This is a genomic window from [Clostridium] symbiosum (assembly GCA_036419695.1).
Taxonomy (GTDB): Bacteria; Bacillota; Clostridia; order Lachnospirales; family Lachnospiraceae; genus Otoolea; species Otoolea symbiosa_A.
Map to the genome: position 1 here is coordinate 3,202,517 of CP143946.1, position 26,820 is coordinate 3,229,336.

The following is a 26,820-nucleotide window of genomic DNA, read 5'->3' on the forward strand; positions in this document are numbered from 1 at the left end:
AGATTACGGAATCATGCGGTTTTAATTCGGGTAAAATGCACGAAGACAGCTTTTTACCGTACAGAGGAGGGAATACGATGCGTTCGCAGAATTCTTCGATTGCGCCGGTACGCGCGGTGCAGAACTTGAAACAAAACATGGACCGGGATATCAGACAGCTCCGGAGAAAGTACACGTTTCTCAAAATCAAGTGGACTCTTCTCTTTGTGCTGCCAATCCTTCTGATCGTCATCGCTTACCAGGTGGCAAAACAGTTTTTACGTATCAAAATCCGTGAGGTCGGCCGGAAGGCATCAAACGCGCTTCCCCATAAGGAATGTTCCGGGACCGCGGCCTCCGCGCCGGACGGCGGCGATAAAAAGATTGAGGCGGAAACCAAGCTATGAATTCATTCATCCATGACAGAACTTCCGGGCATATGACGGACGCCGCGTCCGCAGCCCCAAAGGAGCGCGACTACCTGTTTGACAACCTGAAGGCATTTATGCTGTTTCTCGTGGTAATCGGCCATATCCTGGATCCCTATATCGAGCGCCAGGACAGCCTTTACCGCTATCTGATGCAGTACATTTATCTCTTTCACATGCCGATGTTTGCCTTCATCACCGGATACTTTACAAAGAATACCGACAAAGCCAGGAATACGGCGGTCAGGAATGTACTGATCCCCTACACCTTCTGGCAGCTCCTCTACATTGCGGTGGCGCTGCTTTTCATCCGGCTCGGGCTGGCCAGCTATAACACGGACGTATTTAAGCCGTCGCTCCTGCTTCCCAGCAGTCCTCTCTATTACCTTCTCTGCGTTTTCGTCTGGAAGGTGTTTGCAAAGGATCTGCTGAAGCTGCGCTGTCCCGTCCTCTTTGCATTCGTATCGGGCCTGCTCGTTAGCACCGTCTTTGACGAAGCCTTTCACATCGGATGGGGCGCCTGTTTTTCCCTGCTGATATTCTTTGTGCTGGGCCTCAAGTGCACGGAAGAACGCGTAAGGAAAATACGGAACCTTCCGCACCTGCCGGCGCTGGCCATCCTGGCGGCGGCAGTCATTCCCTCCGTTGTGCTGCCCTACAGCTTCAGGAATGTTCGTTTCACCTATGAGTCGGTCGGCCTTAGCCCCGCTCTCGGAATCGGTTACCGCGCCCTCTTCTATCTCATTGCCGTCCTGATGATAGGAGCCCTGATTAATCTCTTCCCTGAGAGGAAAAACTGCTTTTCCCGCGTCGGCACCAATGCCATTCTAGTCTACGCGGGCTCCTCCTTCGCCGCTCCGGCCCTCTACCTGCTCATTGCGCGGTTCCTCCCGCTTGCCGGCAGTGTTTATGGGAACCTGGCCGGAATGACGGTATTTGCCGCCGCACTGGTGATGTTCTGCCAGATGGAGTGGATCAGGAACATTTATGATTGGGTTATAGAGGGGATCTGTAAAGTGATATTTAAATAAGATGTAAAATAAGTCTTCAGTCCCGGGCTTTAGGTTGTCGCGGGTTGGGAATCCGGGCAGAAAAAGTTCCTTCCCCACAGGCAGGTTATGGACCGGGACTGAAGACGCGAAGGTTTTCGTAATAGGGTATTTTGTCATAGGCACTACATTTTTTCGATTGCAGAGAATCTGCCCTGTTCAGCTTGAAATACCATTTATTTGCTTGACTTTTCCAGATTTCCCCTCCACAATAGAATCAGATACTACCTGACTAGTCCAGGAAAGGAATTGGTGAGCCTATGAAACCAATTAAAAAAGAACTGATAAAACTCGCTATACTCTCTGTTGCAATGTGTCTTTTCGCCGGTATTGTCCTGCGGTTTCCGATCGATTTGGTATTTGAGTTATTTGCTTATTTTATGACCTTTCTTCTGCTTCCTCCCTGCTTAAAAAGCCGCGAGGCCAGTCTTCCTTTTAAACTGTCGTGTATTGCCGTTACGGCAGCGGCCGGGATCGGAATCATCTACCATTTCGATGGGATCGGCAGGCTGATGCATTATTATCTGATTACGTTCTGCATCATTGTTGCGGTATCTTTTCTCTGTTCCTATTTCGGCGGCCGGTTTTTCCGGCAAAAATAAAGAAAACGAACTTTTTATAGATTACTATATAAAAAACAGCAAGGCTCCCGAAAACGCCCGGGAGCCTTGCTGTTTTTTAATTCACCGCTTCTGCAGAAAAAAAGTTTGCCTTTGCATTGGACAGCTCTCTGTGGAGAGACACGGCCATGGCCACGGCTATTGCCGCAGAAATCACATCGGCGGCGGGCTGGGCATAAAGAATTCCGCTCAGTCCCCAGATATGGGGAAGGAGAAGGATAACCGGCACAAAGCAGAGCCCCTGTCTGCATGCTCCCAGAATAAAACCTTCCTTTGCCTTTCCCAGTGCAAGGAAGAGTGAGGAATAGACGGTGTAGAAGCCGAAGAGAAGGAAGGAAAAACCGTTTGCCCTTAAGGCGCTTTGGCCCACGCGGATCATCTCGGCATCCCCCTTTGTAAACTGGGAAATGATCGCGGTAGGAAATAAGGCCATTACCAGTCCGAAGATGACACAGAATATGGTAGACCATAGAATAGAGGTTTTGATTGCCTCTTGAAGACGATCGTATTTCTTAGCTCCGTAGCTGTATCCTGCAATCGGCTGAAATCCCTTGATAAAACCAAATACCATCAGGCTGCCCATGGAAATAATCCTTGTGACGGCTCCCATCCCTGCGATTACGGAATCGCCGTACTCTCCGGCCTGCATGTTGATCAGCGTGATGGACAGACTGGTCAGAAGCTGGAAAATCAGAGTGGGTATTCCTATTTTAAAAATTTCAGACATAATCCGCTGTGAAAAACAGCATTTTTTTATGCTGAAGCTGAAGACACTTTTCTTTCTGAATAGATACCACAGATAAACCAGCGTGGAGAAAACCTGTGAAATCGCGGTTGCGGCTGCGGCTCCCGCTACACCGTAACCAAGGGAATAAATAAAAATCGGGTCTAACACCATGTTCAGCAGCGCGCCAGCCAGCAGGGCGCACATCGTTGTTTTGGCAGCTCCTTCGCTCGTTACAATATTGTTCATCGTCACGTTAAACACATTGAATATCGACGACATTACATAAATTCCCGCATAAGTAACCGCATAGGGCATGATGCTCTCCGTCGCCCCCAAAAGTCTCAGGATGGGATGCAGAAAAATAACGGCACAGAGTATTACAACAGCTCCAACGGAAATACTGCCGTACAGGGCGGTACTGGCAACCCGGTCCGCACTCTCCTTTTCTCCCCGTCCCAGCAGCCTGGAAATATAGGATGCGGCTCCGTTTCCAAACAGCAGCCCCAGACCAACAACCGCCTGGCCTAACGGAAATGTGACGGAGATCGCTCCCATCTGGCTGGTGCCCAGACCTCCGACAAAATAAGCGTCCACCAGATTGTACAGCGCGTTAATCATCATGCCGATCATGGTCGGGATTCCCATAGCCAGCAGCGCTTTGGCTATGGGTGCACTCCCCAGCAGTTCTATCTTTCTGTTTCCTCCGTTCATGATTGTTCTCCTCTTTCTTAACAATATTTATAAATTATATTACTATAAATTATATCAACAAAAGTAACAAGATACATACTACTATACTTTATAGTAGTTGTCAAGAGAAATTGTATTCAACTGCTCTTCCTGCACATCATGGACCTGGCTGAGAACCGGTCTTTTCAAGCCGGATTCTATTTGCCGCCGGAGCGCGGCCTCCTATAATACACGGTTAAACAGCACTGAACGGATGAATCAGACGGCAGAGCGCCGCGTCCCCCTGTTTCTTTGAGGATACGCGGCGCTCTGCCGAAACTTATGCATTTTTAATATAGTTACAGACATCCGAGTTCAAAAAACCGGTGAGGAATTCTTTTGTGCGCTTTGTGGCCCCGTACATCGGCAGTCCGGAAAACACTTGGGAGCAGTCATCCGCTTTTTCCATCGCCTCGATATACTCATGCACATCCGCTCCTGCTTTGGGAAGCTCCAGATAGTCCAGTTTCTGAGGATTGACGCGGTGGGTTGCAATTGCATAATCGACTCTCCGCTTACAGGAGCACCGTCCTCCCGACAGGCCGCAGTATTCCTTCAGGAAATCTCCCACCTTTTTTCTGACTCTGGACAGTCTCTGCCGGTATGCCTCCGGCGTGATTCCGAGGATCTCACCCGCCACCCGGCTGTCCGCCTTAAACATGGTTCCCAGGATGTAAATACAGCGGCTTTCCCCGTCCAGGCATTGAAGCATCACATTGGTGCAGGACATCTTCAGTTCCTCCTCCAAAAGACCTCTGTCAACCCCTCCCGTTCTGTCGGGAAGGTCCTCCGTCCTTCCGTTAACAATGTCCTCCCCATAGTATTCAAAGCTGAGCGGCGCATTGGCAAACATGTGCTTTCTGTAATTCAAAAGATGGTTCGTGGCAATAGAAAAGACCCATGTCGTAAATGCGCTCTCCCGCCTGAAATCGCCCAGGTGGGTCATCACCTTAATCAGAATCTCCTGGGATGCGTCTTCCGCATCCACTACCGTCCCCAGCATGCGCAGGGAAAGATTAAATACCATATCCTGAATTCTCAAAAGAATCTTCTCCACCGCCTCTTTCTCCCCCTCCGCCGCCTGTGCCGCCAGGACTTCCAGTTCTGTTTTATTTCCGCTTTCTTCCGTCTGATTCATATTCATTCTCCTTTTCCGGTTGTTTTCTGTTATATATGGTTAGACAGACCGGAATTCACTTTGTGACGGAAACATACCCGTTTTTTATATAAAATTACTATATCATTCCGGAAAGCGGTTTACAAACTCCGGACATCAAAAGACAGGCAGAAGATGCGTCCGCAGTGTGCGGATCATCTCCTGCCTGCCTTGTAACAGTAACCGGAACGCGGCCGCACAAGCGGGGATTCCGTTTTACTTACTCTTCGGCCAGTTTCTCTATATAATCCCAGATTTCTTCCCTGCCCTGCTTTGTCTCCGCTGAGAAAGGAATCATCAGCACATCGGTTCCGACGTCAAGGCCGACCCTCAGAATTTTCATCTGTTTCTGCAGCTGGCTCCTCTTAATTTTATCGGCCTTTGTCGCAATAATAACCGGCTGGTATCCCTGAGAGACAATCCAGTCGTACATCAGCTTATCGTTGGATGACGGCTCATGGCGGATGTCAATCAGAAGGAAAACGCATTTGAGCATCTTGGAGCGGTGGAGATAATCCTCAATCATCTTTCCCCACTTCGCCTTTACCTCCACATTGGCTTTTGCATAGCCGTAGCCCGGGAGATCCACATAATAAAGCGTATCATTGATGTGGTAAAAGTTGATGGTCTGCGTCTTGCCGGGCTGTGCCGAGATACGGGCATAGGATTTGCGGTTCATCAGCGCATTGATCAGCGAAGATTTTCCCACGTTCGACTTGCCTGCAAAGGCAAACTCCGGCTGTGTATTCTCCGGAAGTTTACTGGTAATGCCGCATACGGTTTCCAGGTTTACATCTTTTATAATCATGGTTTTCCCTTTCTTTCTGGCTTTACAGCCACGGTGGCCGCCGCCTCGGCCAATGCGGCGGAGGATGCATCCCTTTCCCGGTCTGCCGCCTCATCCTCAGTACATCCCGCTACAAATGCCTCCCGGATCACATCTTCCATCTCCTTGACGTAGACAATGTCCATCCCTTTTGTGATCTCTTTCGACAGTTCTTCCACGTCGGGACGGTTCTTGTCCGGCACGAGCACTTTCTCAATGTGGGCCATCTTTGCCGCCAGCAGCTTCTCTTTCAGCCCTCCGATCATGAGGACATGGCCCCTGAGGGTAATCTCACCCGTCATCGCAGTTTTAGCCGATACAAGGCGTTCCGTCACGGCCGACAGCATTGCTGTGGCCATCGTGATTCCGGCCGACGGGCCGTCCTTGGGAACCGCTCCCTCCGGAATGTGGATATGGATATCATGTGTCTCAAAATAGTCTTCCGGAACCCGGTATTTCACCGAAGCCACCGAACGGACCCAGGTGAGGGCCGTCTGTGCGGACTCTTTCATCACGTCACCGAGCTGGCCCGTCATCTGCAGATTGCCTTTGCCCGGCATCACATTCACTTCAATCTGAAGCGTATCTCCCCCGACGCTGGTCCAGGCAAGGCCTCTGACGATTCCCACCTGATCCTCTTCATTCGCGTCCTCATACAGCACCTTTTCACGGCCGAGGTATTTCTCCAGGTTTTTATCCGTAATACGGATTGATTTCTTATCCTGTTCCAAAAGTTCCCTCGCCGCCTTACGGCAGATATCGCCGATCCTTCTCTCCAGGTTTCTCACACCGGCTTCCCTGGTGTAATTGTGGATAATTTTCTCAAGGGCAGGATTGGTGATGGTAAGCTGTGACCTCGTCAGTCCGTTCTTTTCCATCTGTTTGCGTATCAGATAATTCTTTCCAATATGGAATTTCTCGTTCTCCGTATAGCTGTTGACCTCGATCAGTTCCATACGGTCCAGAAGCGGCCCCGGGATTGTCTGGGTCGTATTTGCCGTCGCAATAAAGAGCACTTCCGACAGGTTAATCGGCAGCTCAATATAGTGGTCACGGAAATGGATGTTCTGTTCGCTGTCCAGCACCTCTAAGAGCGCCGAGGAGGTATCTCCCTTATAATCGCTGCTCACCTTGTCGATCTCGTCGAGGAGCATCAGCGGGTTACTTACGCCCGCCAGCTTGATTCCCTCCACGATTCGGCCCGGCATTGCGCCGACATATGTCTTCCTGTGACCCCGGATCTCGGCCTCATCATGCACGCCGCCGAGACTGATGCGGACATATTTCTTGCCCAGCGCCCTGGCTACGGAGCGGGCAATCGACGTCTTGCCGGTTCCCGGAGGACCCACCAGACAGATAATCGGGCTGGTGCCCTTCTTCGTCAGAATTCTCACCGCCAGATATTCAAGCACCCTCTCCTTGACCTGTGTAAGGCCGTAATGGTCTTCCTCCAGCACCTGCTCAGCAAACTTGAGATCCGAATTGTCCTTTGTCACCTTATTCCATGGCAGTTCCAGAACGGTCTCCAGGTAAGTCCTCAGCACGTTGGCATCCTGGCTGCCGGAGGGCATTCCCTTAAACCGGTTGATTTCCTTTAAGATGCGGTCCTTGATTTCCTTGTCCGCCTTAATGCTTTTCAGCTGCTTCTTCAGCTCATCCGCATCGGATATGGGGTTGTCCTCCCCCAGTTCTTCACGGATCACCCTCATCTGCTCGCGCAGGATATAGTCCTTCTGATTCTTGTCGATTGCCGCCTTTACCTTGGTCTGGAATTCTTTCTTGACGCGGTAAACCTCGGTCTCGGTGAGCAGCAGCTGAAGCACGGTCTCGTACATGGAGCTTAAATATGTACACTCCAGAATTCTCTGTCTTGCCTCAAAATCCCATGGAAACTGCACGGCCAGCTGATGAAGAATCTCTTCCAGCCCGGATGCTGAGGTCAGGGACAGAAGAAAATCTTTTCCCGCCGTCTGGTTGAGTTTTCCGTACTCTTCCAGCTTCTCTTTCACGATCCGAAGCATCGCCTCTTTCTCTATCACATTTAAGTCGTCCTCCATGTCACCGAGAAGCTCCGCGGTGGCGGTCAGGGTGGAACCGGTGTTATCCAGTTCTAAAAGTTCCGCTTTCTCCAGTCCCTCCACGGTAACGCGGACCATGCCGCCCGGCATCTTTACCAGCTGCTTTACAAAGCCGACCGTTCCGATATGGAACAAATCCTCCATGTCGGGATTCATCTCTTCCGGCTTCACCTGTGTAATCAGAAGGACCTTCTGATCGCCCACCATGGCTTTTTCAACGGCTGCAATGGACTTTCCCCTGATAATGTCAAAATTTATCGTCATCTGCGGCAGCACGGTGAGTCCACGCAGTGCTATCGCAGGAAGTCTCATCTTTTTATCTTCCATTTTAAATCTCCTGTTCTGTACGTCACTTTCGCGGGACAGTATCTCCCGCCCGAATGGATATACATTATAACAATAAAGGGATCTGTAAAATGAGAAACACTTCATCTTACAAACCCCTTTCGTTTAGGCGCTAAAAGTCCGCGGGAAGCGTACCTTTCATCGCTGATGACAGGCCTTAATCAGGCGATCTCGCCTGTCTTATCCTTTTTTGAACGCCCTGTAAATGACTTACGGGGTACTGTATTCTCCCGGTACACCAGTTCCGGTTCACTGTTTCCTTCCACCACGTCCTTGGTTATTGTGCAGATTCCAATGCTGGAGTCTGAAGGGATCTCATACATAATATTCATCATGATTGATTCCATAATCGAACGCAGTCCTCTGGCCCCCGTCTTTCTCTCTACGGCCAGATGGGCAATCGCACCGAGTGCATCGTCCGTAAATTCCAGCTTCACGCCGTCCAGATCGAAGAGCGCCTGATACTGCTTGATAATGGCATTCTTCGGCTTTGAAAGAATCTTGACCAGGGCGTCTTCTGAAAGGGAACTTAAGGAAACCGTAACCGGCACACGGCCGATAAACTCCGGAATCAGGCCGAACTTTGATAAATCCTGAGGCATAACCTGCTTTAAAAGTTCGTCGATATCCTGGTTCTGTCTGTCCACGATCTCCGCATTAAAGCCGATGGAACCGGCCCCCAGACGGTTCTCGATAATCTTCTCGAGGCCGTCAAACGCTCCGCCGCAGATAAAGAGAATGTTCGTCGTGTCGATCTGTAAAAGCTCCTGCTGAGGATGCTTTCTCCCGCCCTGGGGCGGAACGCTAGCGACCGTACCTTCCAGGATTTTCAGAAGCGCCTGCTGCACTCCCTCACCCGAAACGTCTCTTGTAATCGAAACATTTTCTGATTTCTTTGTGATCTTATCAATCTCGTCTATATAGACAATACCGTATTCGGCCTTGCTGATGTCATAGTCGGCTGACTGGATAATCTTTAACAGAATATTCTCCACATCCTCGCCGACATAACCGGCTTCCGTCAATGTCGTGGCATCTGCGATGGCAAAAGGGACATTCAGGATTTTGGCAAGTGTCTGCGCCAGATATGTCTTGCCGGAACCGGTTGGTCCAAGCATCAGGATATTACTCTTTTGAAGTTCCACTTCCTGGCTTCCCTTGGATGTGATTCTTTTGTAATGGTTGTATACCGCTACGGAGAGAACTTTCTTGGCTTCCTCCTGGCCTACGACATACTCATCGAGAAATTCCTTGATCTCCTTCGGCTTTAACAGGTTAATCCCGCTGAAGTCCGGACCCTTGTCATTCTGATCAGCAAATTCCTCTTCCAGAATTTCTGCACAAAGTTCGATGCAGTCGTCACATATATAAACATCATTAGAACCTGCAATCAGTTTTCTGACCTGGTCCTGCGTTTTGCCGCAAAAAGAGCAGCGAATCTTGTCATCAGATCTGCCTGGCATATGCCCACCTCAATTCCTTCTATAAAATAATGGCTATGAATGTAATTAGTGGCTTGAAATGACACTGTCAATCAGTCCATACTCCATTGCCTGCTGTGCTGTCATGTAATTATCTCTGTCGGTATCTCTCTCAATGACTTCATATGGCTGGCCCGTGTTCGCTGCCAGGATTTCGTTCAGTTTTTTCTTGGTCTGTAAAATCTTCTCCGCCACGATCTGGATTTCCGTAGCCTGACCCTGGGCACCGCCGGACGGCTGATGGATCATAACCTCGGCATTTGGAAGGGCAAAACGTTTCCCCTTTGCACCGCCTGCCAGGAGGAATGCTCCCATGCTGGCCGCCATGCCGAAACAGATAGTAGAAACATCACACTTGATGTAATTCATCGTGTCATAAATTGCCAGTCCTGCCGATACGGAACCGCCCGGGCTGTTGATGTAGAGATGAATATCCTTGTTCGGATCTTCAGACTCCAGAAACAGAAGCTGTGACACGATAAGTCCTGCCGACGCATCGGTAACTTCTTCTCCGAGGAAAATAATCCTCTCTTTTAACAGCCTGGAAAAAATGTCATAGGAACGCTCTCCCCGGCTGGTGGATTCAATGACATAGGGTACTAAACTCATAGAATGCCTCCTGTTCTGCAAAAATGGAAACGATGAAAAGCCCGCAAAGCGTACTTTTCACCGACACCAAACGGTGAAAGGCGCGCAGTGCGGGCCTCCCACCAATTTGCACTTCTTATTCATTATACGGCAATTAAACTAATTTTGCTTCTGAAACCAGTAAATCTACTGCTTCCTGAACCTTTAAATCTTCTCTTAACTGCTCTTTTTCCTTCTCGCCCATCAGCTCGTTCAGCTTCTCGGCTTCCATCTGATAGCTTGTTGCCATCTTTCCAATCTGCTGGTAAACAGCCTCGTCGGAAACTTCGATATTCTCAAGTTCTACAATCTTTTCAAGAACAAGTCTTGTCTTAATTCTCTTAAGAGCCTGAGGAGTCATCTGGTCGATCAGCTTGTCTGCCGTCATACCTGTATATTTCATGTAATCATTGATATTCAGGCCCTGGCTCTGCAGTCTGCGCGCATAGTCTTCCACCATACCGCGTGCCTGTGTGTTGATCATTGCCTCCGGGATATCCATCTGGGCATTCTCAACTACCTTATCAATAACACGGTTCTCGTTCTCAGTAGCTGCTTCTCTATTCTTCTTATCCTGAAGTTTTGCCCTGATATCGTCTTTGTATTCAGCCAGAGTCTCGAAATCTGAAACTTCGCTTGCAAACTCGTCGTTCAGCTCAGGAAGCTCGGTCATCTTAATCTCTTTGATCGTTACTTCGAACTTAGCCGGCTTGCCTGCTAATTCAGGAGCATGGTACTCTTCCGGGAAGGTAACTTCGATCTCGCACTTCTCGCCGAGTTTCTTACCGATTAACTGCTCCTCAAATGTATCAATAAAGGAATGGGAGCCAATTGTCAGAGGATAATCTGTGCCTTCTCCTCCTTCAAATGGAACACCATCGATGAAGCCCTTGAAATCTACAACTGTGTTGTCGCCGTCGGCAACTGGTCTGTCTTCTACTGAGATAAGACGTCCGTTCTTATGACGGGCTGCTTCCAGCTCTTCCTCAACATCGCTGTCCGTTACTTCTGCAACGACCTTCTCTACCTCTATTCCTTTATACTCGCCTAATGTAACTTCCGGTTTTAAAGCTACGGTTGCTGTATAAATAAAATCTTTTCCTTTTTCGATCTGTGTTACATTGATCTCCGGGGAGGATACGATCTCTTCCTCGCACTCCTCTGCTGCCTTTGGATAAGATGCGTCGATTACTTCATTAGCAGCCTCTTCGTAAAAAATGCCTGCTCCGTACATCTTCTCGATCATGGCCTGCGGCGCTTTACCTTTTCTAAAACCAGGAATATTGAATTTTCCTTTATTGCGATTGTAAGCAGTTTTGATAGCAGCCTCGAATTCCTCAGCCGGAACTTCGATCGTAAGCTTAGCCATGTTGTTTTCTAATTTTTCTACCTGTAAACTCATTATAAGGGGTCCTCCTTGCTTCTATATGTGAACAGCCATACCCGTTAGGCGTTACACTTCAAGATAGCATTATATCATATCCCTTCTGTAAATACCAGTCCAAATTGTCAAAAAACCAAAGAAAAAACGGGAAAACACAAGGGTTTTTCTACTTTTTTCCCCAGTTTTCCCGTCCGTTATTCCGTATTGTTTTTCCGGTTCCGGTTCACACCGGATGGATTCTGCATTTTCAGACCTGATCGTATTGTATCGCTGTTTTGACGTGGGAAGCCGTTTTTTCGTCAATCAAAAGGCCTGCCAGTTCCAGTCCCAGATCCAGCGCATACCCGAGGCCCCTTGCCGTCGTCACGTTGCCGTCGGTCACAACCCCGTCGCCCGTAATCTCGGCTCCGGCCAGCGCACCCTCAAATCCAGGATAGCAGGTGGCCTTCTTCCCTCTCAGGATTCCAAGTCCCCCCAGGACGCTCGGCCCCGCGCAGATAGCCGCCAGACGGCGTCCTTCCTCATTGGCCGTTACCAGAGCGTCACAAAGCACACGGCACTCCGAAAGATGCCTTGTTCCCGGCATTCCGCCCGGCAGAAACAACACATCCGCCTTCTTAAAGTCAATCTCCCCGATTGTGGCGTCCGCCATAACCGTAAAACCGTGGGAGCCCGTCACTTCTCTCTTATCACTGATAGACACCAGAGTCACTTTCACACCGGCGCGGACCAGGACGTCCGCCGTTGCCAGACATTCCACCTCTTCCAGCCCATCCGCCAAAAACGCATATACTTCCGCCATATCAGCCACCTCTTTCAAATCATTCTCTAATACTGGTTGTCATAATAGTTTCCTTTATCCTGGTTCTGGTTATCATAATAATTGTCCCCGCCGCCCTGATTGTCATAGAACACTTCCGGCTCCGGCACTCCATAGCCGTTGAACGGGAAACCATTAATATAACCTCTCAGATGATGATACAGCTCGGCAATAGCCGCCTCCTGGTAAGGAACCACCAGCACTCCGCCGACACAGCAGAGCAGCATTCCCAGCAAATACCAGCCGATAAACGACAGTTCCAGTAAAAACAGCTGGAAACGGTTTCCATTCATCATATCCTTGGTCACGGCAAAGACGTCCCTGCTGTCCGCCTCCGGATTCTCCGACAGGATATACGGAATCATCGCATACTCATAACTCTTGTAAATTCCCGGAATTATGAAAAGAAGGGACCAGAGACCCGTAAAAAGATCTCTCAGGAACATAATCTTCACCACGTTCATATAATGGCCGCATCCAAACACCCAGAACACTTTGCCGATTCCGGCCGACTTAAGGGTCAGACGGCTCTCCATAAAGAACCGGTTCTTGCCTACGGTAACAGGGTTACCGATAAACACCTTGAACAGCAGCGCCGCAATTCCCACAATCGCAAAAATTCCCAGCAGCGTAAAAATTATCATGTGCAGCGTCGCAGGATTGAGCCCCTGAAAACTGTGGTGAATATCCTCCCTATACTCTCTATAAGTATTAACACTGCCACCGCGGCTTGCCCCGCCGCCTAAAAGCGACCAGATTATCGTTACTGCAAATGCCGACCAATAATAGAGTTTTACTTTAGCCCATCCATTACGTTTCATATCTCCTATTGACCACATAATATTTCCTCCTTAACCATTCCCGTAAAAAACTTTAACGCAAATTTAGTATAACATATTTTGTCAGAAAGCTATAGGAGAATTTTCAAAATGTGTGGGTTTTGAAAAATGAGGAAGGACTTTGCGGGACTGAAGCCCTATCCAGTCACCCTCACCGCCCGCCTGCCATTCTGCCGTCGGCGTCCTCATTTTTCACTCTCCCTCATTTGACTTCCCGCCCCCAAACCATTAGAATGAAATAAATGGTTTTATCTCATACTGATTTTATGAAAGGAAGTCACACATGGAAATTGAAAGAAAGTATTTTATAGAAACGCTCCCCTTTGACCCGGAACAGTACCCGTTTCACCAGATTGAACAAGCCTATCTGTGTACGGATCCCGTGGTGCGCGTGCGCCGCGAGGACGACATGTTTTATCTGACCTACAAGTCCAGAGGGCGGATGGTGCGGGAGGAATATAATCTTCCCCTGACAGAGAATGCTTATCTCCACCTGCTCGAAAAAGCCGACGGCCGCGTCCTGACAAAAAGGCGCTATTTGATCCCCATCGAGGGGACAAAGCTCACCATTGAACTCGATATCTTCAGCGGAGCCTATGAAGGGCTTGTGCTGGCCGAGGTGGAGTTCACGACGGAGGAGGAAGCCAATGCATTTACACCACCCGCGTGGTTCACAAGGGATGTCACTTTTACGGGGGAATATCAGAACAGCAGACTCTCGGCGCTGTAAACAGCCGGCATTCCGGGGCCGCAGTTCTGCCGTCTCCTCCTATTTCATGAGCAGATTCGGCAGGAACATCAGAATCTGGGGGAAGATGGCTATAACGAAAACCACAACAATCAGGGAAAGAATAAAGGGCGCTGCCCCCGAGACCACCCTCCTGAACGACAGGCCGGTCGTCGACGCCACGGTGAACAGGTTTACCCCAAACGGCGGCGTCACTACCCCGATGATCAGGCTGAGGCAGAAGACCATTCCGACTATCAGGGGATCGATGCCAAGTTCGATTCCAATCGGCGCCAGGATTGGGGCCAGAATTACAATGCTTGTCAGCGTTTCCATGAGCGCGCCCACAATCAGCATCAGCAGGCAGAGGACGATCAGATAAATAAATTTCGTCCTTACGATCGGAATAACAAGAGCTGCGAGTGTCTGGGGAATCTTAGCATAGGCCAAAATCCAGCCGAAAAGGTTGGAAACACCCAGAATCAGCGTGATCATCGCAGACGTCTCAATCGTGGAGACCATGGTTTTTCTGAGTTTCCCAAGGGATAATTCCTTCAGGCAGAAACCCACCAGCATACCGTAGACGACCGAGACAACGGCCGCCTCAGTTGGAGTAAAGATTCCGCCATAGATGCCGCCCAGAATGATGAGAGGAAGCAGCAGGGCCGGAAGGGCTCTCCACGTCCTTACAAGCTTCTCCTTCGCCGTGAATTGCTTTTCGCTCGGAGGAATATTCTCTTTCTTTACAATAATCATATTTACGGCAATCAGGCCGAACACCATCATAAGGCCCGGAATAATCGCGGACATGAACATTTTCGGGATGCTCAGGTTCATGGTGGAACCGTAGACAATCATGCCGACACTGGGAGGGATGATTGGGCCCAGCGCTCCGCCTGCTGCAACAAGGCCTGCGGAGGTTTCCTCCCGGTAGCCGCTCTGTCTCAGGGCCGGAATCATCAGCGCGCCAATGGCGGCGATGGTCGCCGGTCCCGAGCCGACCAGGGCGGCAAATATGGCGCAGGATACAATCGTCACAACGCCGACACTGCCCCGGATCCGTCCAAAAATACATTCCACCCAGTCAATCAGCCGTTTTGACAATCCGCACTGATCCATCAGGAAACCGGTCATGACAAAGAGCGGAACCGCCAGGAGGACGAAGGAGTCCATTCCCAGGAAAAATCGCTGGGCGAGCAGCAACAGGGAACCGGAACCGGTCAAGACGAGGAAACCGGCGGTCGCAATGGCAATGCTGAACGCGATGGGAATTCCGGCCAGCATCAGTACAAACATAAGTCCGAATAAAAGTAATGCCATCAGCCATCCACCTCCTCTTCTCCTTCCGTCCCGGTATCTCTAAGCTCCGTAAAATTAGCCAGGCATTGAATGACAATTCCAACACAGCCGATTGGGATTGCACAGTAGACATATCCCATCGGGATCCCCAGAGCCGCGCTCGAACGCACCATCATCACCTTAACCATATTGACTCCATAGACGCCGATGAGCACGGAGGCCGTTATCATGGCAAGCTGGACCACCGCCGCATGGTACCGTCCGGCTTTCCCGTGAATAAAATCACCGATGACGTCGATTGTCGCATGGCTCGCATGACGAGTCGCCAGTGAGGCTCCCATCATGCTCATCCAGATAAATGCGTACCTGGCTCCTTCTTCCGTCCAGGGCAGGGAAGCTTTCATAAAATATCTCGTAGTCACCTGGAGAAACGTCGTTATTATTACAAGGGCGAGAAACAAAGTTCCGGCGGCCGAGTACAGCCAAAGGAATTGATCCGCCACCCGCTTGAACCCATTTTTCATAAAAATCTCCCCTATTCATCGATTCCCAGCAAATTTACAGCCTCTTCATAGATTTCGGCGCTGATGTTGTTTTTGTAATTTTCATAGATTGGCTTTACGAGTTTCCGAAACTCCTCGATGTCCGCAATGTCGTTGACCTGGATTCCGGCTTCCTTCATCGCCTCCAGCTGTTTCCCCTCATTCTCGGCCACGGCCAGACGTTGATCCTGCCCCGCCTTTACCGCCGCATCCCTTAAAACCTGCTGAAGTTCCGGCGTCATTTTATCGTAAAGGTTCTGGCTGATGCTGATTGAAAGCGCATTGTAGAAGTGTCTTGTCATGGAAAGGTATTTGCACACCTCGTAAAAGCCGACCGTATATCCGTTGCCTACCGGGACTTCAATTCCGTCAATCGTCTTCTGCTGGATTCCCGTATACGTCTCCGAATAGGTCATCGGCGTTACATTTGCCCCCAGTGCAGAAAACGTATCCACGAAGATGGTCGTCTCCGGAACTCTCAGCTTGACTCCACTCAAATCGGCCGGTGTATTGATTGGACGGATATTGTTGAAAATGTTCCTGAACCCACCCGAACCCCAGCCCAGATGAACGGCTCCCGTCGTCTGGGACAGTTCCTCAAGAAGGCCTGCGACCATTGTGCTGTCCAGAAGTTTCTCCGCTGCCGCCTCGTCCTCCAGGAAAAACGGCATGTCCATGATTGTCGTCTTATTATTGTAAAGTCCGAAAATATTACCCGTTGCAATACACATGTCAACCGTGCCCATACCAAGCCCCTCGTAGCTGTCCATTTCCCCTCCAAGCTGACCGCTCGGGAAAATTTCGATCGTCACTTTTCCTCCCGTCGCCTCTTCCACATTCTTCTTGAAGTTTGTCGCCAGGATATGGTAGGGGTCATCATCGGCGGGAGCGGAACCGTGGCCCAGCTTAATCGTCATTTCCGGAAAATCCGAAGCGCCCGCGTCCGCGTGATTTTCCTCCGCAGACGGCACAGCTGCCTTTGTCTCCGGGGCGCTCTTTGTTCCGCCCGACGAACTGCATCCCGCCATTGTAACCGCACCCAGAATTGCCGCCATTGTAAGAGCCGTTGTTTTTACCCATAACCTTTTTTTCATAAAGCGCATCTCCTTCTCTCTGTATGTTCTTTCCATCTCAACCTTCCTCACCGTCACAGCGACAGCAGGAAATTATAGTTCTCATTCATCATCTGGTAAAGCTGTTCTTCCTTTGCTCCCGCGTATCCCAGCAGCTGGGCAAATATCCTGAGTTCCTCCGCAGGCCACCCCTTCCTGTTATGCCCTGCATCCGAGGCCAGAATAAAATGATCCACGCCGTATTTCTCAAAACATGCCGTATAATCGTAAAGGTTGGCGCTCCGGGGAATCGGGCAGAGTTCATTGGCACAGAACTCCATGTAAGCGCCCAGGCGGACCAGTTCTCCCACCGTGGCAATATCCAGATCCGGCACCTTGAAAAACGGATGATCAACCACCAGTTTCCTGAAACCGTTCTCCTTCGCCACCCTTGCCAGTTTCAATATTTCCGAAGCGTGGATATGGCCGGTCGCCAGGATAATACCGGCGTCTTTGCACATTTCCATAATCTCCATGACTGAAGTTTTTATATTTCCCTCTTCGTCCAGTATTGTGATTGGTTCCAGCGTGCGGCTGCGGCTGTTTTCCTCCGTGTAGCCGAAGCTGCCCAGGGCGCCGAAAGCAATCTCATGGCCCAGCGCATGGTAGGTCGGCAGCCAGACAACCTTCGCCCCCATCTCGATGGCCGGACTCACGGCCATGGGATTCAACCCTCCCATGTGATAATCGAGCACCACGCCGCCATAAACCCGGATTCCCTCCACCTGCCGCATCACATGCCAGGCCCTTGACACGGTAGGCTCCAGAACCGATTTCAAAACAATGGCTCTCATGCCCGCCTCCCTGGCGCAAAGTGCAATCTCTACGTCATTTCCTATCCGGTCAACAATATCCGGCGCCGAATGGATATGCAGATCGCAGGCTCCCTCTAACGATATTGTTCTCATCTCATGCCTCTCTTTCCTTCTCACGATGCACCATATGTTCCATAAAATCAGTAAGTATCCAATTAAATTGTCCGCATTCCGTCCAGAACATTGCATGTCCTCCCGTCTCAAATTCGCAAAGCTCACTGTAGGCCCGTATCTGCCCTCTATAATGTCTTCCCATTGAAATCTCTTCCCCGGAAATAAGAAGCACAGGAACCGTAAGTTCTTTTAAATACTGCTCCGTATCCGTATGGCACCAGTCCGTATGAATGGCAAATCCAATCCAGGGAGGCGTTTTTTTAATTTCCCTCCTGAGTTCTTCCCTGTCCTCAGAAGTCATCCCCCTGTCGATGCGGCGGATAAAATTGTTATAATACAGTTCCGTATCCGTAATCCAAACTCCGTATTTACCGCACCACTCATCCATATTGTAATCCCTGGCCCTGTAGGTATTCCAAGCCGCCCCGGAAAACGGAAAAAGCGCGGCATCAATCAGCCCCAGGGCACCCAGATGGTTTTCATGGTATTTGTGCGCATACATCATTACAAAACTCCCGCCGAGCGACCATCCGAGAAGCACCACCTGCTCCAGCCCCAGAAACTCGATCAGTTCCTTAATATCATCACAGTTCCGCTCCACATCATGCCCATGGAGCACCTTCGACGAATTCCCAAACCCCCGCGGATCCATAGTCACAACACGGTAATACTGCGACAGTTCCTCGGCATTCTTTTTAAAAAAACGGGAAGTGCACATATGGCCGGGAATAAATACGAGAGGAATTCCCTCCCCCCTGTCCTCATAATAAATGCGGGCTTTATCAGTTGTTGTCAGATAACCCTTCTTCAAGAAAAACCTCCCCTTCTTCACTCAATGGCGCCATAATTGATACCATTATGATACACCGGGGAACTATAGCTGTAAATCCAGAATTACCGCATAGAAAGTATAGCTTAAAACTATACTTTTTGTGCGAAACTTGGTATACTTGCTACATATAATAAGGATTTAATTGAGGAAGGAGAACGCCGCCGGGACGGTCGGGGGGCGGGATGGTGAGGGGGAGGGGATGAGTCTTCAGTCCCGGTTTGCAGGTTGTCGCAGGTGGGGAATCCGGGCAGAAAAAGTTCCTTCGGGAAACGCTTGCGCTCTTTGGAGTACATAACGGACACTAACCTCGAAAATACCTCGGTAAGTGCCGATGAACTCCCAGGTTCCCTGCGGAATCTTTTTCTCCCGGATTCCCCACAGGAAGGTTATGGCCCGGGACTGAAGACGCGAAGGTTTTCGCCATCCCGTACCCCGGCCTGCGGCCGCTGATTTGTTCTTATTCCTTCAAAGGGGGGAGGGATTGTCGCTACCACTACATTTTCTCGAATTCCAGGAGAATGCCCCCTGTATGGTATTAAATTAATGAATCTGAGCTTTGAAGCTTTATCTGTCCTTGAATAACCATTGAATTTTTTGATTCATCATTAAATATAGCTTTGGATTTTTCTCTGAATCCAGCCCAGAATACCTTCATAGGATAAAAAATTCACGACTACATAGTGGACGCAACAATACCTTCCCCTTACTTGACGAAAGAGACAATCAGCCCTGAAGCCGGCGGACGGGGCAATCACCTTCCCTGAGTCTTCAGTCCCGTCGACAACCTGCCCGGGGGAAGGAGGAGAAAAACTTTCCGAAGGGTGACCTTGAAGCCCGCCGGTGCTTAGCGAGGTCCTTTCGAGCTTAGCATCCGCTGTGCGCTTCACAAGCGGGAGCGTGTCCCCGCAGGAAAGTCTTTCTCCGGATTCCCCCTCACCCCAACCTACAAACCGGGACTGAAGACTCATATCCAACCTCCCACTACCCCGTCCGCCGTCTTACAGAGGCGTCCTCGCATCTCAATTAAATCCTCAGAAAGGAGCTCACATGGACTTCCGCGAAATCCAATACGTCCTCGCCATTGAAAAATATCAAACCCTCTCCGGCGCTGCCCGTTTTCTCGACATTACCCAGCCGTCCCTCTCCAAATTTCTCCAGAATCTGGAGAAGCGCCTGAACGTCAGGCTCTTTTACCGCATCGACAATAAGATGTATCTAACCTATGCCGGGCAGCAGTATGTGGATACCGGGCTCAAGATCCTGGATCTGAACCATCAGCTCAACAATACCCTTGCCGACATCAGCTCGGAGTCTATGGGATCCCTTTCCATCGGCGTCACACCGACCAGGGGGCGTTATGTGCTGCCCAACGTCCTGCCTGCCTTTAAGAGGATGTACCCCAAATACAAAATAAGCATCATGGAGGACGGAACCGCCGCCCTCAACCAGGCGCTGGAAAACGGCCGGATTGATCTTGCTGTCTATACGGTAACCGAGATGTTCCGCCCCGATCTGGAGTATGTCAAGGTATGCAAGGAGGAAATTGTCCTCTGCCTGTCCCCCATTCTGGAAGCGGCCCGCCTGATCGAGCAGAGGCCCGGAAAAAAACACCCCTGGCTTGATATTAACCAGCTGGGGGACGAGCTCTTTTTCCTGGTGGATGAAAAATTCAGGACCAGGAAGATTGCGGACCGGATTCTCTCCTCCTCTTCGATCCGCCCGCAGACCATCACCCTGCAAAGCGTGGAAACAGCGTTGTCAATCGTGGCCTCGGGTATTGGGGTAGGATTCTGTACCGATATGTGTGAAAAGTTTTTCTATACCAACCGCCCCCTTCTGTACTGCTCCGTCGGGGAACGGGAGAATCTGTGGGACTTTGTCATTGCTTACAGAAAAGACAGCTACCTGCAGACCGCAGCACAGAATTTCATAGACATCACGAAAGAAACCTTTGCCACTCAATAAAAAGAAGCATTGCCCAGGCCTCCAATTGCTGCCTTGGGCAATGCTTCTTTTCTCTATCTCATTCCGAGAATCACAACAATAATTCCAAGAATTACCATCACTATGATGAAAATATCCAGGGTTCTGACCGACACGTTCACCTTGTCATAGAGCCTCTCTTTCAGAGAAAGATTTCTGACACGCTCTATCTCCCTGCGCAGTTTTTCATTCTCCTCCTCCAGTTTCCGAAGGTTTTCCTCTTCTTCGGTCAAAGCTTCTCCAGAACCGCCCGGCGCTTCTTCCGGTGCGCCTTCCGGGGAGAGTTCCTCTATTCTTTCACTGTCCTGTCTGTTGTCTTCCAAATTCTCACCCACTTTCAATTTTCACTCCTCATAGATTCTGTTTCCTGAAATTCAAATGATTTCCTGCGATTCCAAAAGAGGAGCCGCGTATGCGGAGACTTCTCCCGCCTGCAACTCCTCTTTTATGAAAGACGGCGTGTAAGCCGCTCCTTTAAATTACTTTAACCGCTTTGACCGTATTAAATACTTCAAACTGCCGCAGGTTAATTATAATAAATTACTTCTTGGCAATATATTTTCTGATATCAAGTGCGATAGCAACTACGATAACGACACCCTGTGCAATGTACTGGTAGTTCGGGTCGATTCCGAGGAACTGGAGACATGTCTTCAGAAGCTCGAATACGAGAACGCCGATAACAACACCTGACACACGTCCGATACCGCCGTTAACGGATACACCACCGATGGTACAAGCCGCGATAGCTTCCAGCTCGTAACCCATACCCATGTTAACCGAAGCTCCGCCGGATTTTGCTCCCAGCAGGAAACCTGCGATTGCATAGAGGGCTGCTGCCGTTACATAGATTTTAATCTTCGTTCTCTTAACATTTACACCGGCAACTTCTGCCGCAGCCTCGTTACCGCCGATTGCGTACATGTATTTGCCATGGCGTGTATAGTTATATACAAACCACATAACGATACCGATTGCAATAGCGATAAGAAACAGATAAGGGAAGACTCCGAATAATTTACCATTGGCAATGGCTGTGTAATCGGTACGGTATCCGCCAATCGGGATAGATTTCGTATAAACCAGGTTAATACCATAGATAATCATCTGCATACCAAGTGTGCCGATGAAAGCAGGTACGCTTAAGTAAGAAATAACAATACCGTTGATAAGGCCAAAAATACAGCAGATGCCGATACAGATTAAAAGAATGATCCAGACATTCAGCTGAGGAAAATTCTTGGTCAGTTCAAAACGGCCGCTGTAATCTGCTTTCTGGAGCAGTGTACCTGCCAGGCAGGCTGCAAGGCCTACCGCACGTCCTGCGGAAAGGTCGGTACCTTTTGTAATCAGACAGCCGGATACGCCGACCGCGATGATGAAACGGCAGGCTACGTTAATGGAAACGTTGCTGAAGTTGCTGCCTGAAAAGAAATTTTCTTTGGTAACACCGACAAAGATAACCATGAGAAAAATTAATATAATAATACCGTTGTTAATAAGTATGTCCGCTACATTGACTTTTTTCTTATCCATTCTCTCTTCCTCCTATCACTAGAATTTGGTCGCGTAACTCATGATACGTTCCTGGGTCGCTTCCTCATCCTTCACTTCTCCGGTAATATGTCCGTTGCACATGACAAGGATTCTGTTGGACATACCGATTAATTCCGGCATTTCAGAAGAAATCATGATAATGCCCTTACCTTGCTTTGCCAGGTCGATCATAATCTGGTAAATCTCATATTTCGCACCGACGTCGATGCCTCGTGTCGGTTCATCCATAATAAGAATATCCGGATTGTTGGCAAGCCAGCGTGAAATCAGAACCTTCTGCTGGTTACCTCCTGACAGAGACTGAATCAAAGTCTTGCTGCTGGGAGTCTTGATACTAAGTTTGGCCACATTGTCCTTTACCAGCTGTTCAATCTTTCCCTTGTTGAGTTTGACACCCATCTCAACATACTGATCCATTGAGGATATGGATACGTTGTCGGCAATAGAAAGACAGCCCAGTATGCCGGTGCCGCGGCGGTCTTCGGTAATCATACCGATTCCTGCCCGGATCGCATCCTGCGGACGCTGAATATGCGTCTTTTTCCCTTTGATAATAACTTCTCCGGTGGTGATATGACGCATTCCAAAGATTGCCTCCATAAGCTCTGTTCTCTGTGCGCCTACCAGGCCGCCAAAGCCCAGGATTTCGCCTCTGCGGAGTTCAAAAGAACAGTTCTGGAAGGAACGATCGTGAATACTCGTATAATTTTTTACATCCAGGAGAACCTCGCCTACCTCGGCGTCATTCTTAGGAGGATAAATATTCGTCAGTTCACGGCCTACCATCTGTTTAACGATCTCATCGTCTGTGATATCATCCATGCTCCAGGAACCTACGTAGGTACCGTCACGCATGATGGTAATATCATCACAAATCTCACGAATTTCCGCCATCTTATGGGAAATGTAAATCAGGGATACTCCCCTGTTCCTGAGGTCTCTGATGATACGGAAGAGCGCTGATACTTCATTATCTGTAAGAGAGGAGGTCGGCTCATCCAGAATCACCACTCTCGCCTGAAGGGAAACTGCCTTGGCAATTTCTACCGACTGCATCTGAGCGATTGACATGGTTCCAAGCTTTGCCTTTGGGTTATAGGGCATCTTTACGTCTTCCAGCCATTTCGCCGTCTCTTCAAACATCTTCTTATGGTCGATCACCTGAATCGGTCCAAACTTCTTCATCGGATAACGGCCCGTATACATATTCTCTGCGACCGTTCTCTCCGGTATCGGCTGAAGCTCCTGATGAACCATCGCCAAACCCTTGTGAAGCGCTTCGTCGGGATTACCGATCTCTGCCTTATCTCCGTCCAGATAAATCTCACCCTCATCCATGTGGTAAATACCAAAAAGGCATTTCATCAGGGTGGATTTCCCTGCACCGTTCTCACCCATCAGCGCGTGAACCGTACCAGGACGGACCTTCAGATTAACCTGATCCAGGGCCTTAACGCCAGGAAAGCTCTTCGATACCCCGCGCATTTCCAATCTGTACTCTGCCATCCCATTCTCTCCTTTCATAAAATCGGGTGTGTCAAGATGACACACCCGACGCATTCATTCCATAATTTCTGCCGAGCAGAATTATTTAACTAAATCAAGAATCTCTGCTGCATTCTCTGTTGTAACTTTTACATAGTCTACCATGTATACGTTGTCAACATCTTTGCCGTTTACGAAATCCATAGCCTTGTCAGCTGCTGTGTGAGCCTGGCCGATGTAATCGTTGAATACAGTACCTGTCATCTTGTTGTTCATAACGTTCTCAACAGCCTCTACAAGAGCGTCAACACCTACTAAGTAGATATCTTCGTTAACTTTTCTTCCAGCTGCTTCGATTGCCTGTAATGCACCAAGTGCCATAGCATCGTTGTTACAGAAAACTACATCGATCTTAGCGCCGTGCTGTGCAAGTGCGTTAGCTGTGATTTCCTGGCCCTTTGTCTGATCCCAGTCACCACGCATCTTAACGAGTTCTTCAACTTCAACGCCGGAAGCCTTTAAAGCTTCAACGGATTTCTCTGTTCTGTACTGAGCATCTACGTTCTCCGGATCACCCTGAACCATGATGTAACGAACAACGCCGTCGCCGTCTGCATCGCCCTTGTTCTCAAGCTCTGCGATTTCTTCGCCCTGGAATGTACCGGACTGTCTGGCATCTGCGCCTACATATGTAGCTTTGATTCCTTCGTCTTTCCAAGCCTGCTCTCTCTCAGCTTCCGGCTCACGGTTGATGTAAACTACCGGGATGTTAGCTTTTGCACACTCTTCAGTAACGGTTGGCTCGGAAGAAGCCTGAACAAGGTTGATAATCATTACGTCAACGCCTGTTGTGATAAAGTTTCTAATCTGGTTCATCTGCTCGCCCTGGTCGTTCTTGCCGTCCATGATGGAGATGTTTTCTTTCTTAACGCCTAATTCTTCTGTTAAATATTTCTCTAATTCCTGACGGTAAACTGTCATGAAGTTATCAGCGAACTGATAAATGGAAATACCAACTTTAACAGTTGCAGGATCTTTGCCCTCAACAGCCTCTGCTGCTTCGGTCTTTGCTTCTTCAACTGCTGCGGCAGTAGTCTCTGCTGTAGTCTCTGCCTGTGTCTCCGGTGCGGCTGTCTCTGCTGGTTTGGAGCTGCATGCTGTCATGGAAAATACCATTGCTGCTGCGAGTCCGACTGCCATAAATTTTTTGAGTGATCTCATAATACTAGTTCCTCCCTTAATATAGTATTTTTGACGATTGGTTATTTTTTCCCATCGACACCCTTATTATAGATGGCTTTTGTTCATATTTCCATATGATTTTTTTGGGACTTATATAATTTTTTTTAGATCATTACTTTTTTGAGCGGTTTTTTTTATATATTTAACAAAAAGGGAGGGAATTAGTTGGGGAATGAGGACGCCTTTGTAAGACGGCGGACGGGGGAGTGGGAGGTTGGATATGAGTCTTCAGTCCCGGTTTATAGGGTGTGGTGAGGGGGAATCCAGGAGAAAAAATTCCTACGGGGACCCGCTCCCGCTTGTGGAATGCGAGGCGGGTGCTAGATTCGAAAAAACCTCATCAAGCACCGGCGGATTCCAAGGTCCCCTTCGGAAAGTTTTCTCCTTCCTTCCCCGGGCAGGTTGTCGACGGGACTGAAGACTCAGGGAAGGTGATTGCCCCGTCCGCCGGCTGCAGGGGCTGATTGTCTCTTCCGCCAAGTGGGGGGGGAGGTATTACCGCGGCCACTACGAAGTTGCATTACCTGTAATGATTCGATACCTGATTTATCTCCGCTTCGCGGTACACAAAAAATAAACTAATTTCTAAGAATAAGGAGGTAGTTCTAAGGCAGCCGAAGTAACGTAGTGGCAGCATCCATCCCCTCCCCTTTGAAGGAAGAGATCCAAATCAGCGGCCGCAGGCCGGGCTTTGGAATGGCGATAACCTGCGCGTCTTCAGTCCCGGGGGAAAACCTTCCCGTGGGGAATCCGGGAGAAAAAGATTCCGCAGGGAACCTGGGAGTTCATCAGCACTTAGGCGGCGTCTTTCAGACGCCTTAGTACTGTTATGTACTCCAAAGAGCGCAAGCGTTTCCCGAAGGAACTTTTTCTGCCCGGATTCCCCACCCGCGACCAAACTCAAACCGGGACTGAAGACTCACAACCTCCCCCTCACCATCCCGCCCCCCCCCCGGCCGTCCCGGCGGCGTTCTCTTCCTCCCCCTTACTTTAAAGACTCCGCCGTCAGGGTATGCTGGCTGCATTCGTAATATTTTCCCTGATTCAGCTCCACCTTTTCCTGTACATTCTGCCCAAGTGATTCCGCAGCGGCTATTTCAAAAATCACATCGGCATACTCCTTACTGTCACACTGGACCGTTCCGAACAGTTTTCCGCTCTTTAAACCTTCCATTCCCTGCGGTGTCCCGTCTATTCCGACAATCTTAACCGGCCTGGAATCGCCGCTCCGCTCCAGCGCATCGGCGGCTCCTAAAGCCATCTCGTCGTTGTTGCAGATGACCACCTCGATTTCTTTTGGGAATTCTTCGATCCACTGCTCCATCAGGGCCGATGCCTGGCTCCTGTCCCAGTTGGCAATCCCGCCGGTCAGTTTCTCAAGCGGCACGCCTCCGTCCTTCAGGGTCTGGATCGACCACTCGGTCCGGATCAGGGAATCCTGATGGCTGCTCTCTCCTTCAAGCAGCACATAGCTGACCTTTCCATTGCCGTCCAGATCGAGTCCTTCCGGATTGTCCTGATAGAGATCCACCAGGATATTCCCCTGCAGAACTGCGGACTCCTTGGCGTCCTCCCCCACATAGTAGAGCTTTTCCCAGCGCTTCATATCTTCCTCCACCGGCTCCCGGTTAAAGAAAACCACCGGCACGTCCGCATCCATCGCCTTGTTGATGACATAGGAGGCGGCGGAGCGGTCCACCATATTGACGCAGATAGCGTCATATCCAAGCGAGAGGAAACGGTCCACCTGGCTGTTCTGTGTATTCTGGTTGCCCTTGGAATCGGCCACATCCATCACAACCTTGATTCCGGTTCCCTTCTCATACGTTTTAGCTTTGTCTTCCAGGTTGGAGCGGATATTGTTGATAAACGGATCATCTCCGCGGTACAGCACCACGCCGATGCGGATCGATTTTTTTTCATCTTTTTTATCGCCACTGCAGCCCTGCAGAACCATACACCCGGCCAATACCACCGCCATGGCGGCCGCCGTAATCCATAAACGTTTTTGCTTCTTCATAGGC

The 26,820-nt window shown here is 49.6% G+C and carries 24 protein-coding genes; 5 read left to right on the top strand and 19 right to left on the bottom strand.

Translation table 11 applies throughout. The features are described from left to right. The first annotated feature begins 77 nt into the window (after positions 1 to 77). The 3 genes from V3C10_14625 to V3C10_14635 all read left to right on the top strand — a co-directional run bounded on the left by V3C10_14625 (position 78) and on the right by V3C10_14635 (position 2,058). On the top strand, positions 78 to 386 hold the full coding sequence (locus tag V3C10_14625; GenBank protein ID WVP60538.1) for a hypothetical protein: 309 nt from the start codon (positions 78 to 80) through the stop codon (positions 384 to 386). Then, positions 383 to 1,438 carry an acyltransferase family protein gene (locus V3C10_14630; GenBank protein ID WVP60539.1) on the top strand — a complete coding sequence of 352 codons (1,056 nt, stop codon included), beginning with the start codon at positions 383 to 385 and terminating at the stop codon, positions 1,436 to 1,438. The genes V3C10_14625 and V3C10_14630 overlap by 4 nt, the downstream gene beginning before the upstream one ends. Before the next feature lie 278 nt (positions 1,439 to 1,716). Next, positions 1,717 to 2,058 (top strand): hypothetical protein, encoded by a 342-nt coding sequence (locus V3C10_14635; GenBank protein ID WVP60540.1) that lies wholly within the window; start codon positions 1,717 to 1,719, stop codon positions 2,056 to 2,058. A 76-nt stretch (positions 2,059 to 2,134) separates the two neighbouring features. On the opposite strand, the gene V3C10_14640 is transcribed toward V3C10_14635, so the two are convergent. The 9 genes from V3C10_14640 to V3C10_14680 form a co-directional block, all read right to left on the bottom strand. Beyond that, a complete protein-coding gene (locus V3C10_14640; GenBank protein WVP60541.1) occupies positions 2,135 to 3,514 on the bottom strand; it encodes an MATE family efflux transporter in 1,380 nt (459 codons plus the stop codon). 298 nt (positions 3,515 to 3,812) lie between these two features. Beyond that, positions 3,813 to 4,670, bottom strand: a complete 858-nt coding sequence (locus tag V3C10_14645) for an RNA polymerase sigma factor (GenBank protein WVP60542.1) — start codon at positions 4,668 to 4,670, stop codon at positions 3,813 to 3,815. Positions 4,671 to 4,908: 238 nt separating this feature from the next. After that, entirely contained in the window at positions 4,909 to 5,496 is a 588-nt protein-coding gene (gene yihA, locus V3C10_14650) for a ribosome biogenesis GTP-binding protein YihA/YsxC (GenBank protein WVP60543.1), read from the bottom strand. Beyond that, complete coding sequence (gene lon / locus V3C10_14655) at positions 5,493 to 7,919, bottom strand: endopeptidase La (protein ID WVP60544.1); 2,427 nt, start codon at positions 7,917 to 7,919, stop codon at positions 5,493 to 5,495. Before lon ends, yihA begins: the two co-directional genes overlap by 4 nt. Before the next feature lie 179 nt (positions 7,920 to 8,098). Next, a complete protein-coding gene (gene clpX, locus V3C10_14660) occupies positions 8,099 to 9,400 on the bottom strand; it encodes an ATP-dependent Clp protease ATP-binding subunit ClpX (GenBank protein ID WVP60545.1) in 1,302 nt (433 codons plus the stop codon). A gap of 45 nt (positions 9,401 to 9,445) precedes the next feature. Continuing rightward, the gene (clpP, locus tag V3C10_14665; protein WVP60546.1) at positions 9,446 to 10,027 is read right to left on the bottom strand and encodes an ATP-dependent Clp endopeptidase proteolytic subunit ClpP; all 582 of its coding nucleotides are present in this window, start codon (positions 10,025 to 10,027) and stop codon (positions 9,446 to 9,448) included. A gap of 133 nt (positions 10,028 to 10,160) precedes the next feature. Further along, the gene (tig, locus tag V3C10_14670; protein WVP60547.1) at positions 10,161 to 11,447 is read right to left on the bottom strand and encodes a trigger factor; all 1,287 of its coding nucleotides are present in this window, start codon (positions 11,445 to 11,447) and stop codon (positions 10,161 to 10,163) included. 229 nt (positions 11,448 to 11,676) lie between these two features. Continuing rightward, positions 11,677 to 12,231 carry a DJ-1 family glyoxalase III gene (locus tag V3C10_14675; GenBank protein WVP60548.1) on the bottom strand — a complete coding sequence of 185 codons (555 nt, stop codon included), beginning with the start codon at positions 12,229 to 12,231 and terminating at the stop codon, positions 11,677 to 11,679. A gap of 26 nt (positions 12,232 to 12,257) precedes the next feature. Next, complete coding sequence (locus V3C10_14680) at positions 12,258 to 13,088, bottom strand: DUF975 family protein (GenBank protein WVP60549.1); 831 nt, start codon at positions 13,086 to 13,088, stop codon at positions 12,258 to 12,260. A gap of 283 nt (positions 13,089 to 13,371) precedes the next feature. Between V3C10_14680 and V3C10_14685 the strand changes: the two genes are divergently transcribed. Then, entirely contained in the window at positions 13,372 to 13,818 is a 447-nt protein-coding gene (locus V3C10_14685; GenBank protein WVP60550.1) for a CYTH domain-containing protein, read from the top strand. Positions 13,819 to 13,857: 39 nt separating this feature from the next. Here the strand turns inward: V3C10_14685 and V3C10_14690 are convergent, their stop codons facing one another. From V3C10_14690 to V3C10_14710, 5 genes are read right to left on the bottom strand one after another with little or no spacing between them, the layout of a single operon-like run. Next, the gene (locus V3C10_14690; GenBank protein WVP60551.1) at positions 13,858 to 15,135 is read right to left on the bottom strand and encodes a TRAP transporter large permease; all 1,278 of its coding nucleotides are present in this window, start codon (positions 15,133 to 15,135) and stop codon (positions 13,858 to 13,860) included. Then, positions 15,135 to 15,638, bottom strand: coding sequence for a TRAP transporter small permease (locus V3C10_14695; GenBank protein WVP60552.1), 504 nt, complete (start codon positions 15,636 to 15,638; stop codon positions 15,135 to 15,137). The genes V3C10_14690 and V3C10_14695 overlap by 1 nt, the downstream gene beginning before the upstream one ends. Before the next feature lie 11 nt (positions 15,639 to 15,649). Next, positions 15,650 to 16,750, bottom strand: a complete 1,101-nt coding sequence (locus V3C10_14700; GenBank protein ID WVP60553.1) for a TRAP transporter substrate-binding protein — start codon at positions 16,748 to 16,750, stop codon at positions 15,650 to 15,652. 53 nt (positions 16,751 to 16,803) lie between these two features. Further along, positions 16,804 to 17,676 carry a DUF6282 family protein gene (locus tag V3C10_14705; protein WVP60554.1) on the bottom strand — a complete coding sequence of 291 codons (873 nt, stop codon included), beginning with the start codon at positions 17,674 to 17,676 and terminating at the stop codon, positions 16,804 to 16,806. A 1-nt stretch (position 17,677) separates the two neighbouring features. Continuing rightward, positions 17,678 to 18,508 carry an alpha/beta hydrolase gene (locus V3C10_14710; GenBank protein ID WVP60555.1) on the bottom strand — a complete coding sequence of 277 codons (831 nt, stop codon included), beginning with the start codon at positions 18,506 to 18,508 and terminating at the stop codon, positions 17,678 to 17,680. Positions 18,509 to 19,576: 1,068 nt separating this feature from the next. On the opposite strand from V3C10_14710, the gene V3C10_14715 reads away from it, so the two are divergent. Beyond that, the gene (locus tag V3C10_14715; protein WVP60556.1) at positions 19,577 to 20,494 is read left to right on the top strand and encodes a LysR family transcriptional regulator; all 918 of its coding nucleotides are present in this window, start codon (positions 19,577 to 19,579) and stop codon (positions 20,492 to 20,494) included. Positions 20,495 to 20,547: 53 nt separating this feature from the next. Here the strand turns inward: V3C10_14715 and V3C10_14720 are convergent, their stop codons facing one another. The 5 genes from V3C10_14720 to V3C10_14740 all read right to left on the bottom strand — a co-directional run bounded on the left by V3C10_14720 (position 20,548) and on the right by V3C10_14740 (position 26,816). Beyond that, on the bottom strand, positions 20,548 to 20,847 hold the full coding sequence (locus V3C10_14720; protein WVP60557.1) for a hypothetical protein: 300 nt from the start codon (positions 20,845 to 20,847) through the stop codon (positions 20,548 to 20,550). A gap of 205 nt (positions 20,848 to 21,052) precedes the next feature. Beyond that, on the bottom strand, positions 21,053 to 22,048 hold the full coding sequence (locus V3C10_14725; protein WVP60558.1) for a beta-methylgalactoside transporter: 996 nt from the start codon (positions 22,046 to 22,048) through the stop codon (positions 21,053 to 21,055). 18 nt (positions 22,049 to 22,066) lie between these two features. Further along, positions 22,067 to 23,575, bottom strand: a complete 1,509-nt coding sequence (locus V3C10_14730) for a sugar ABC transporter ATP-binding protein (GenBank protein ID WVP60559.1) — start codon at positions 23,573 to 23,575, stop codon at positions 22,067 to 22,069. Between the two features lie 81 nt (positions 23,576 to 23,656). After that, the gene (locus V3C10_14735) at positions 23,657 to 24,775 is read right to left on the bottom strand and encodes a substrate-binding domain-containing protein (GenBank protein WVP60560.1); all 1,119 of its coding nucleotides are present in this window, start codon (positions 24,773 to 24,775) and stop codon (positions 23,657 to 23,659) included. Positions 24,776 to 25,781: 1,006 nt separating this feature from the next. After that, positions 25,782 to 26,816 (bottom strand): galactose ABC transporter substrate-binding protein, encoded by a 1,035-nt coding sequence (locus V3C10_14740; protein ID WVP60561.1) that lies wholly within the window; start codon positions 26,814 to 26,816, stop codon positions 25,782 to 25,784. Between the last annotated feature and the right edge of the window lie 4 nt (positions 26,817 to 26,820).

Coding starts and splice junctions, on each gene's coding strand:
- V3C10_14730 (WVP60559.1), bottom strand. CDS start 23,575: ATGGCAGAGTACAGATTGGAAATGCGCGGGGTATCGAAGAGCTTTCCT.
- V3C10_14735 (WVP60560.1), bottom strand. CDS start 24,775: ATGAGATCACTCAAAAAATTTATGGCAGTCGGACTCGCAGCAGCAATG.
- V3C10_14675 (WVP60548.1), bottom strand. CDS start 12,231: ATGGCGGAAGTATATGCGTTTTTGGCGGATGGGCTGGAAGAGGTGGAA.
- tig (WVP60547.1), bottom strand. CDS start 11,447: ATGAGTTTACAGGTAGAAAAATTAGAAAACAACATGGCTAAGCTTACG.
- V3C10_14680 (WVP60549.1), bottom strand. CDS start 13,088: ATGTGGTCAATAGGAGATATGAAACGTAATGGATGGGCTAAAGTAAAA.
- V3C10_14725 (WVP60558.1), bottom strand. CDS start 22,048: ATGGATAAGAAAAAAGTCAATGTAGCGGACATACTTATTAACAACGGT.
- V3C10_14705 (WVP60554.1), bottom strand. CDS start 17,676: ATGAGAACAATATCGTTAGAGGGAGCCTGCGATCTGCATATCCATTCG.
- V3C10_14685 (WVP60550.1), top strand. CDS start 13,372: ATGGAAATTGAAAGAAAGTATTTTATAGAAACGCTCCCCTTTGACCCG.
- yihA (WVP60543.1), bottom strand. CDS start 5,496: ATGATTATAAAAGATGTAAACCTGGAAACCGTATGCGGCATTACCAGT.
- V3C10_14700 (WVP60553.1), bottom strand. CDS start 16,750: ATGAAAAAAAGGTTATGGGTAAAAACAACGGCTCTTACAATGGCGGCA.
- V3C10_14645 (WVP60542.1), bottom strand. CDS start 4,670: ATGAATCAGACGGAAGAAAGCGGAAATAAAACAGAACTGGAAGTCCTG.
- V3C10_14630 (WVP60539.1), top strand. CDS start 383: ATGAATTCATTCATCCATGACAGAACTTCCGGGCATATGACGGACGCC.
- V3C10_14740 (WVP60561.1), bottom strand. CDS start 26,816: ATGAAGAAGCAAAAACGTTTATGGATTACGGCGGCCGCCATGGCGGTG.
- V3C10_14640 (WVP60541.1), bottom strand. CDS start 3,514: ATGAACGGAGGAAACAGAAAGATAGAACTGCTGGGGAGTGCACCCATA.
- V3C10_14695 (WVP60552.1), bottom strand. CDS start 15,638: ATGAAAAATGGGTTCAAGCGGGTGGCGGATCAATTCCTTTGGCTGTAC.
- clpP (WVP60546.1), bottom strand. CDS start 10,027: ATGAGTTTAGTACCCTATGTCATTGAATCCACCAGCCGGGGAGAGCGT.
- lon (WVP60544.1), bottom strand. CDS start 7,919: ATGGAAGATAAAAAGATGAGACTTCCTGCGATAGCACTGCGTGGACTC.
- V3C10_14690 (WVP60551.1), bottom strand. CDS start 15,135: ATGGCATTACTTTTATTCGGACTTATGTTTGTACTGATGCTGGCCGGA.
- clpX (WVP60545.1), bottom strand. CDS start 9,400: ATGCCAGGCAGATCTGATGACAAGATTCGCTGCTCTTTTTGCGGCAAA.
- V3C10_14625 (WVP60538.1), top strand. CDS start 78: ATGCGTTCGCAGAATTCTTCGATTGCGCCGGTACGCGCGGTGCAGAAC.
- V3C10_14715 (WVP60556.1), top strand. CDS start 19,577: ATGGACTTCCGCGAAATCCAATACGTCCTCGCCATTGAAAAATATCAA.
- V3C10_14635 (WVP60540.1), top strand. CDS start 1,717: ATGAAACCAATTAAAAAAGAACTGATAAAACTCGCTATACTCTCTGTT.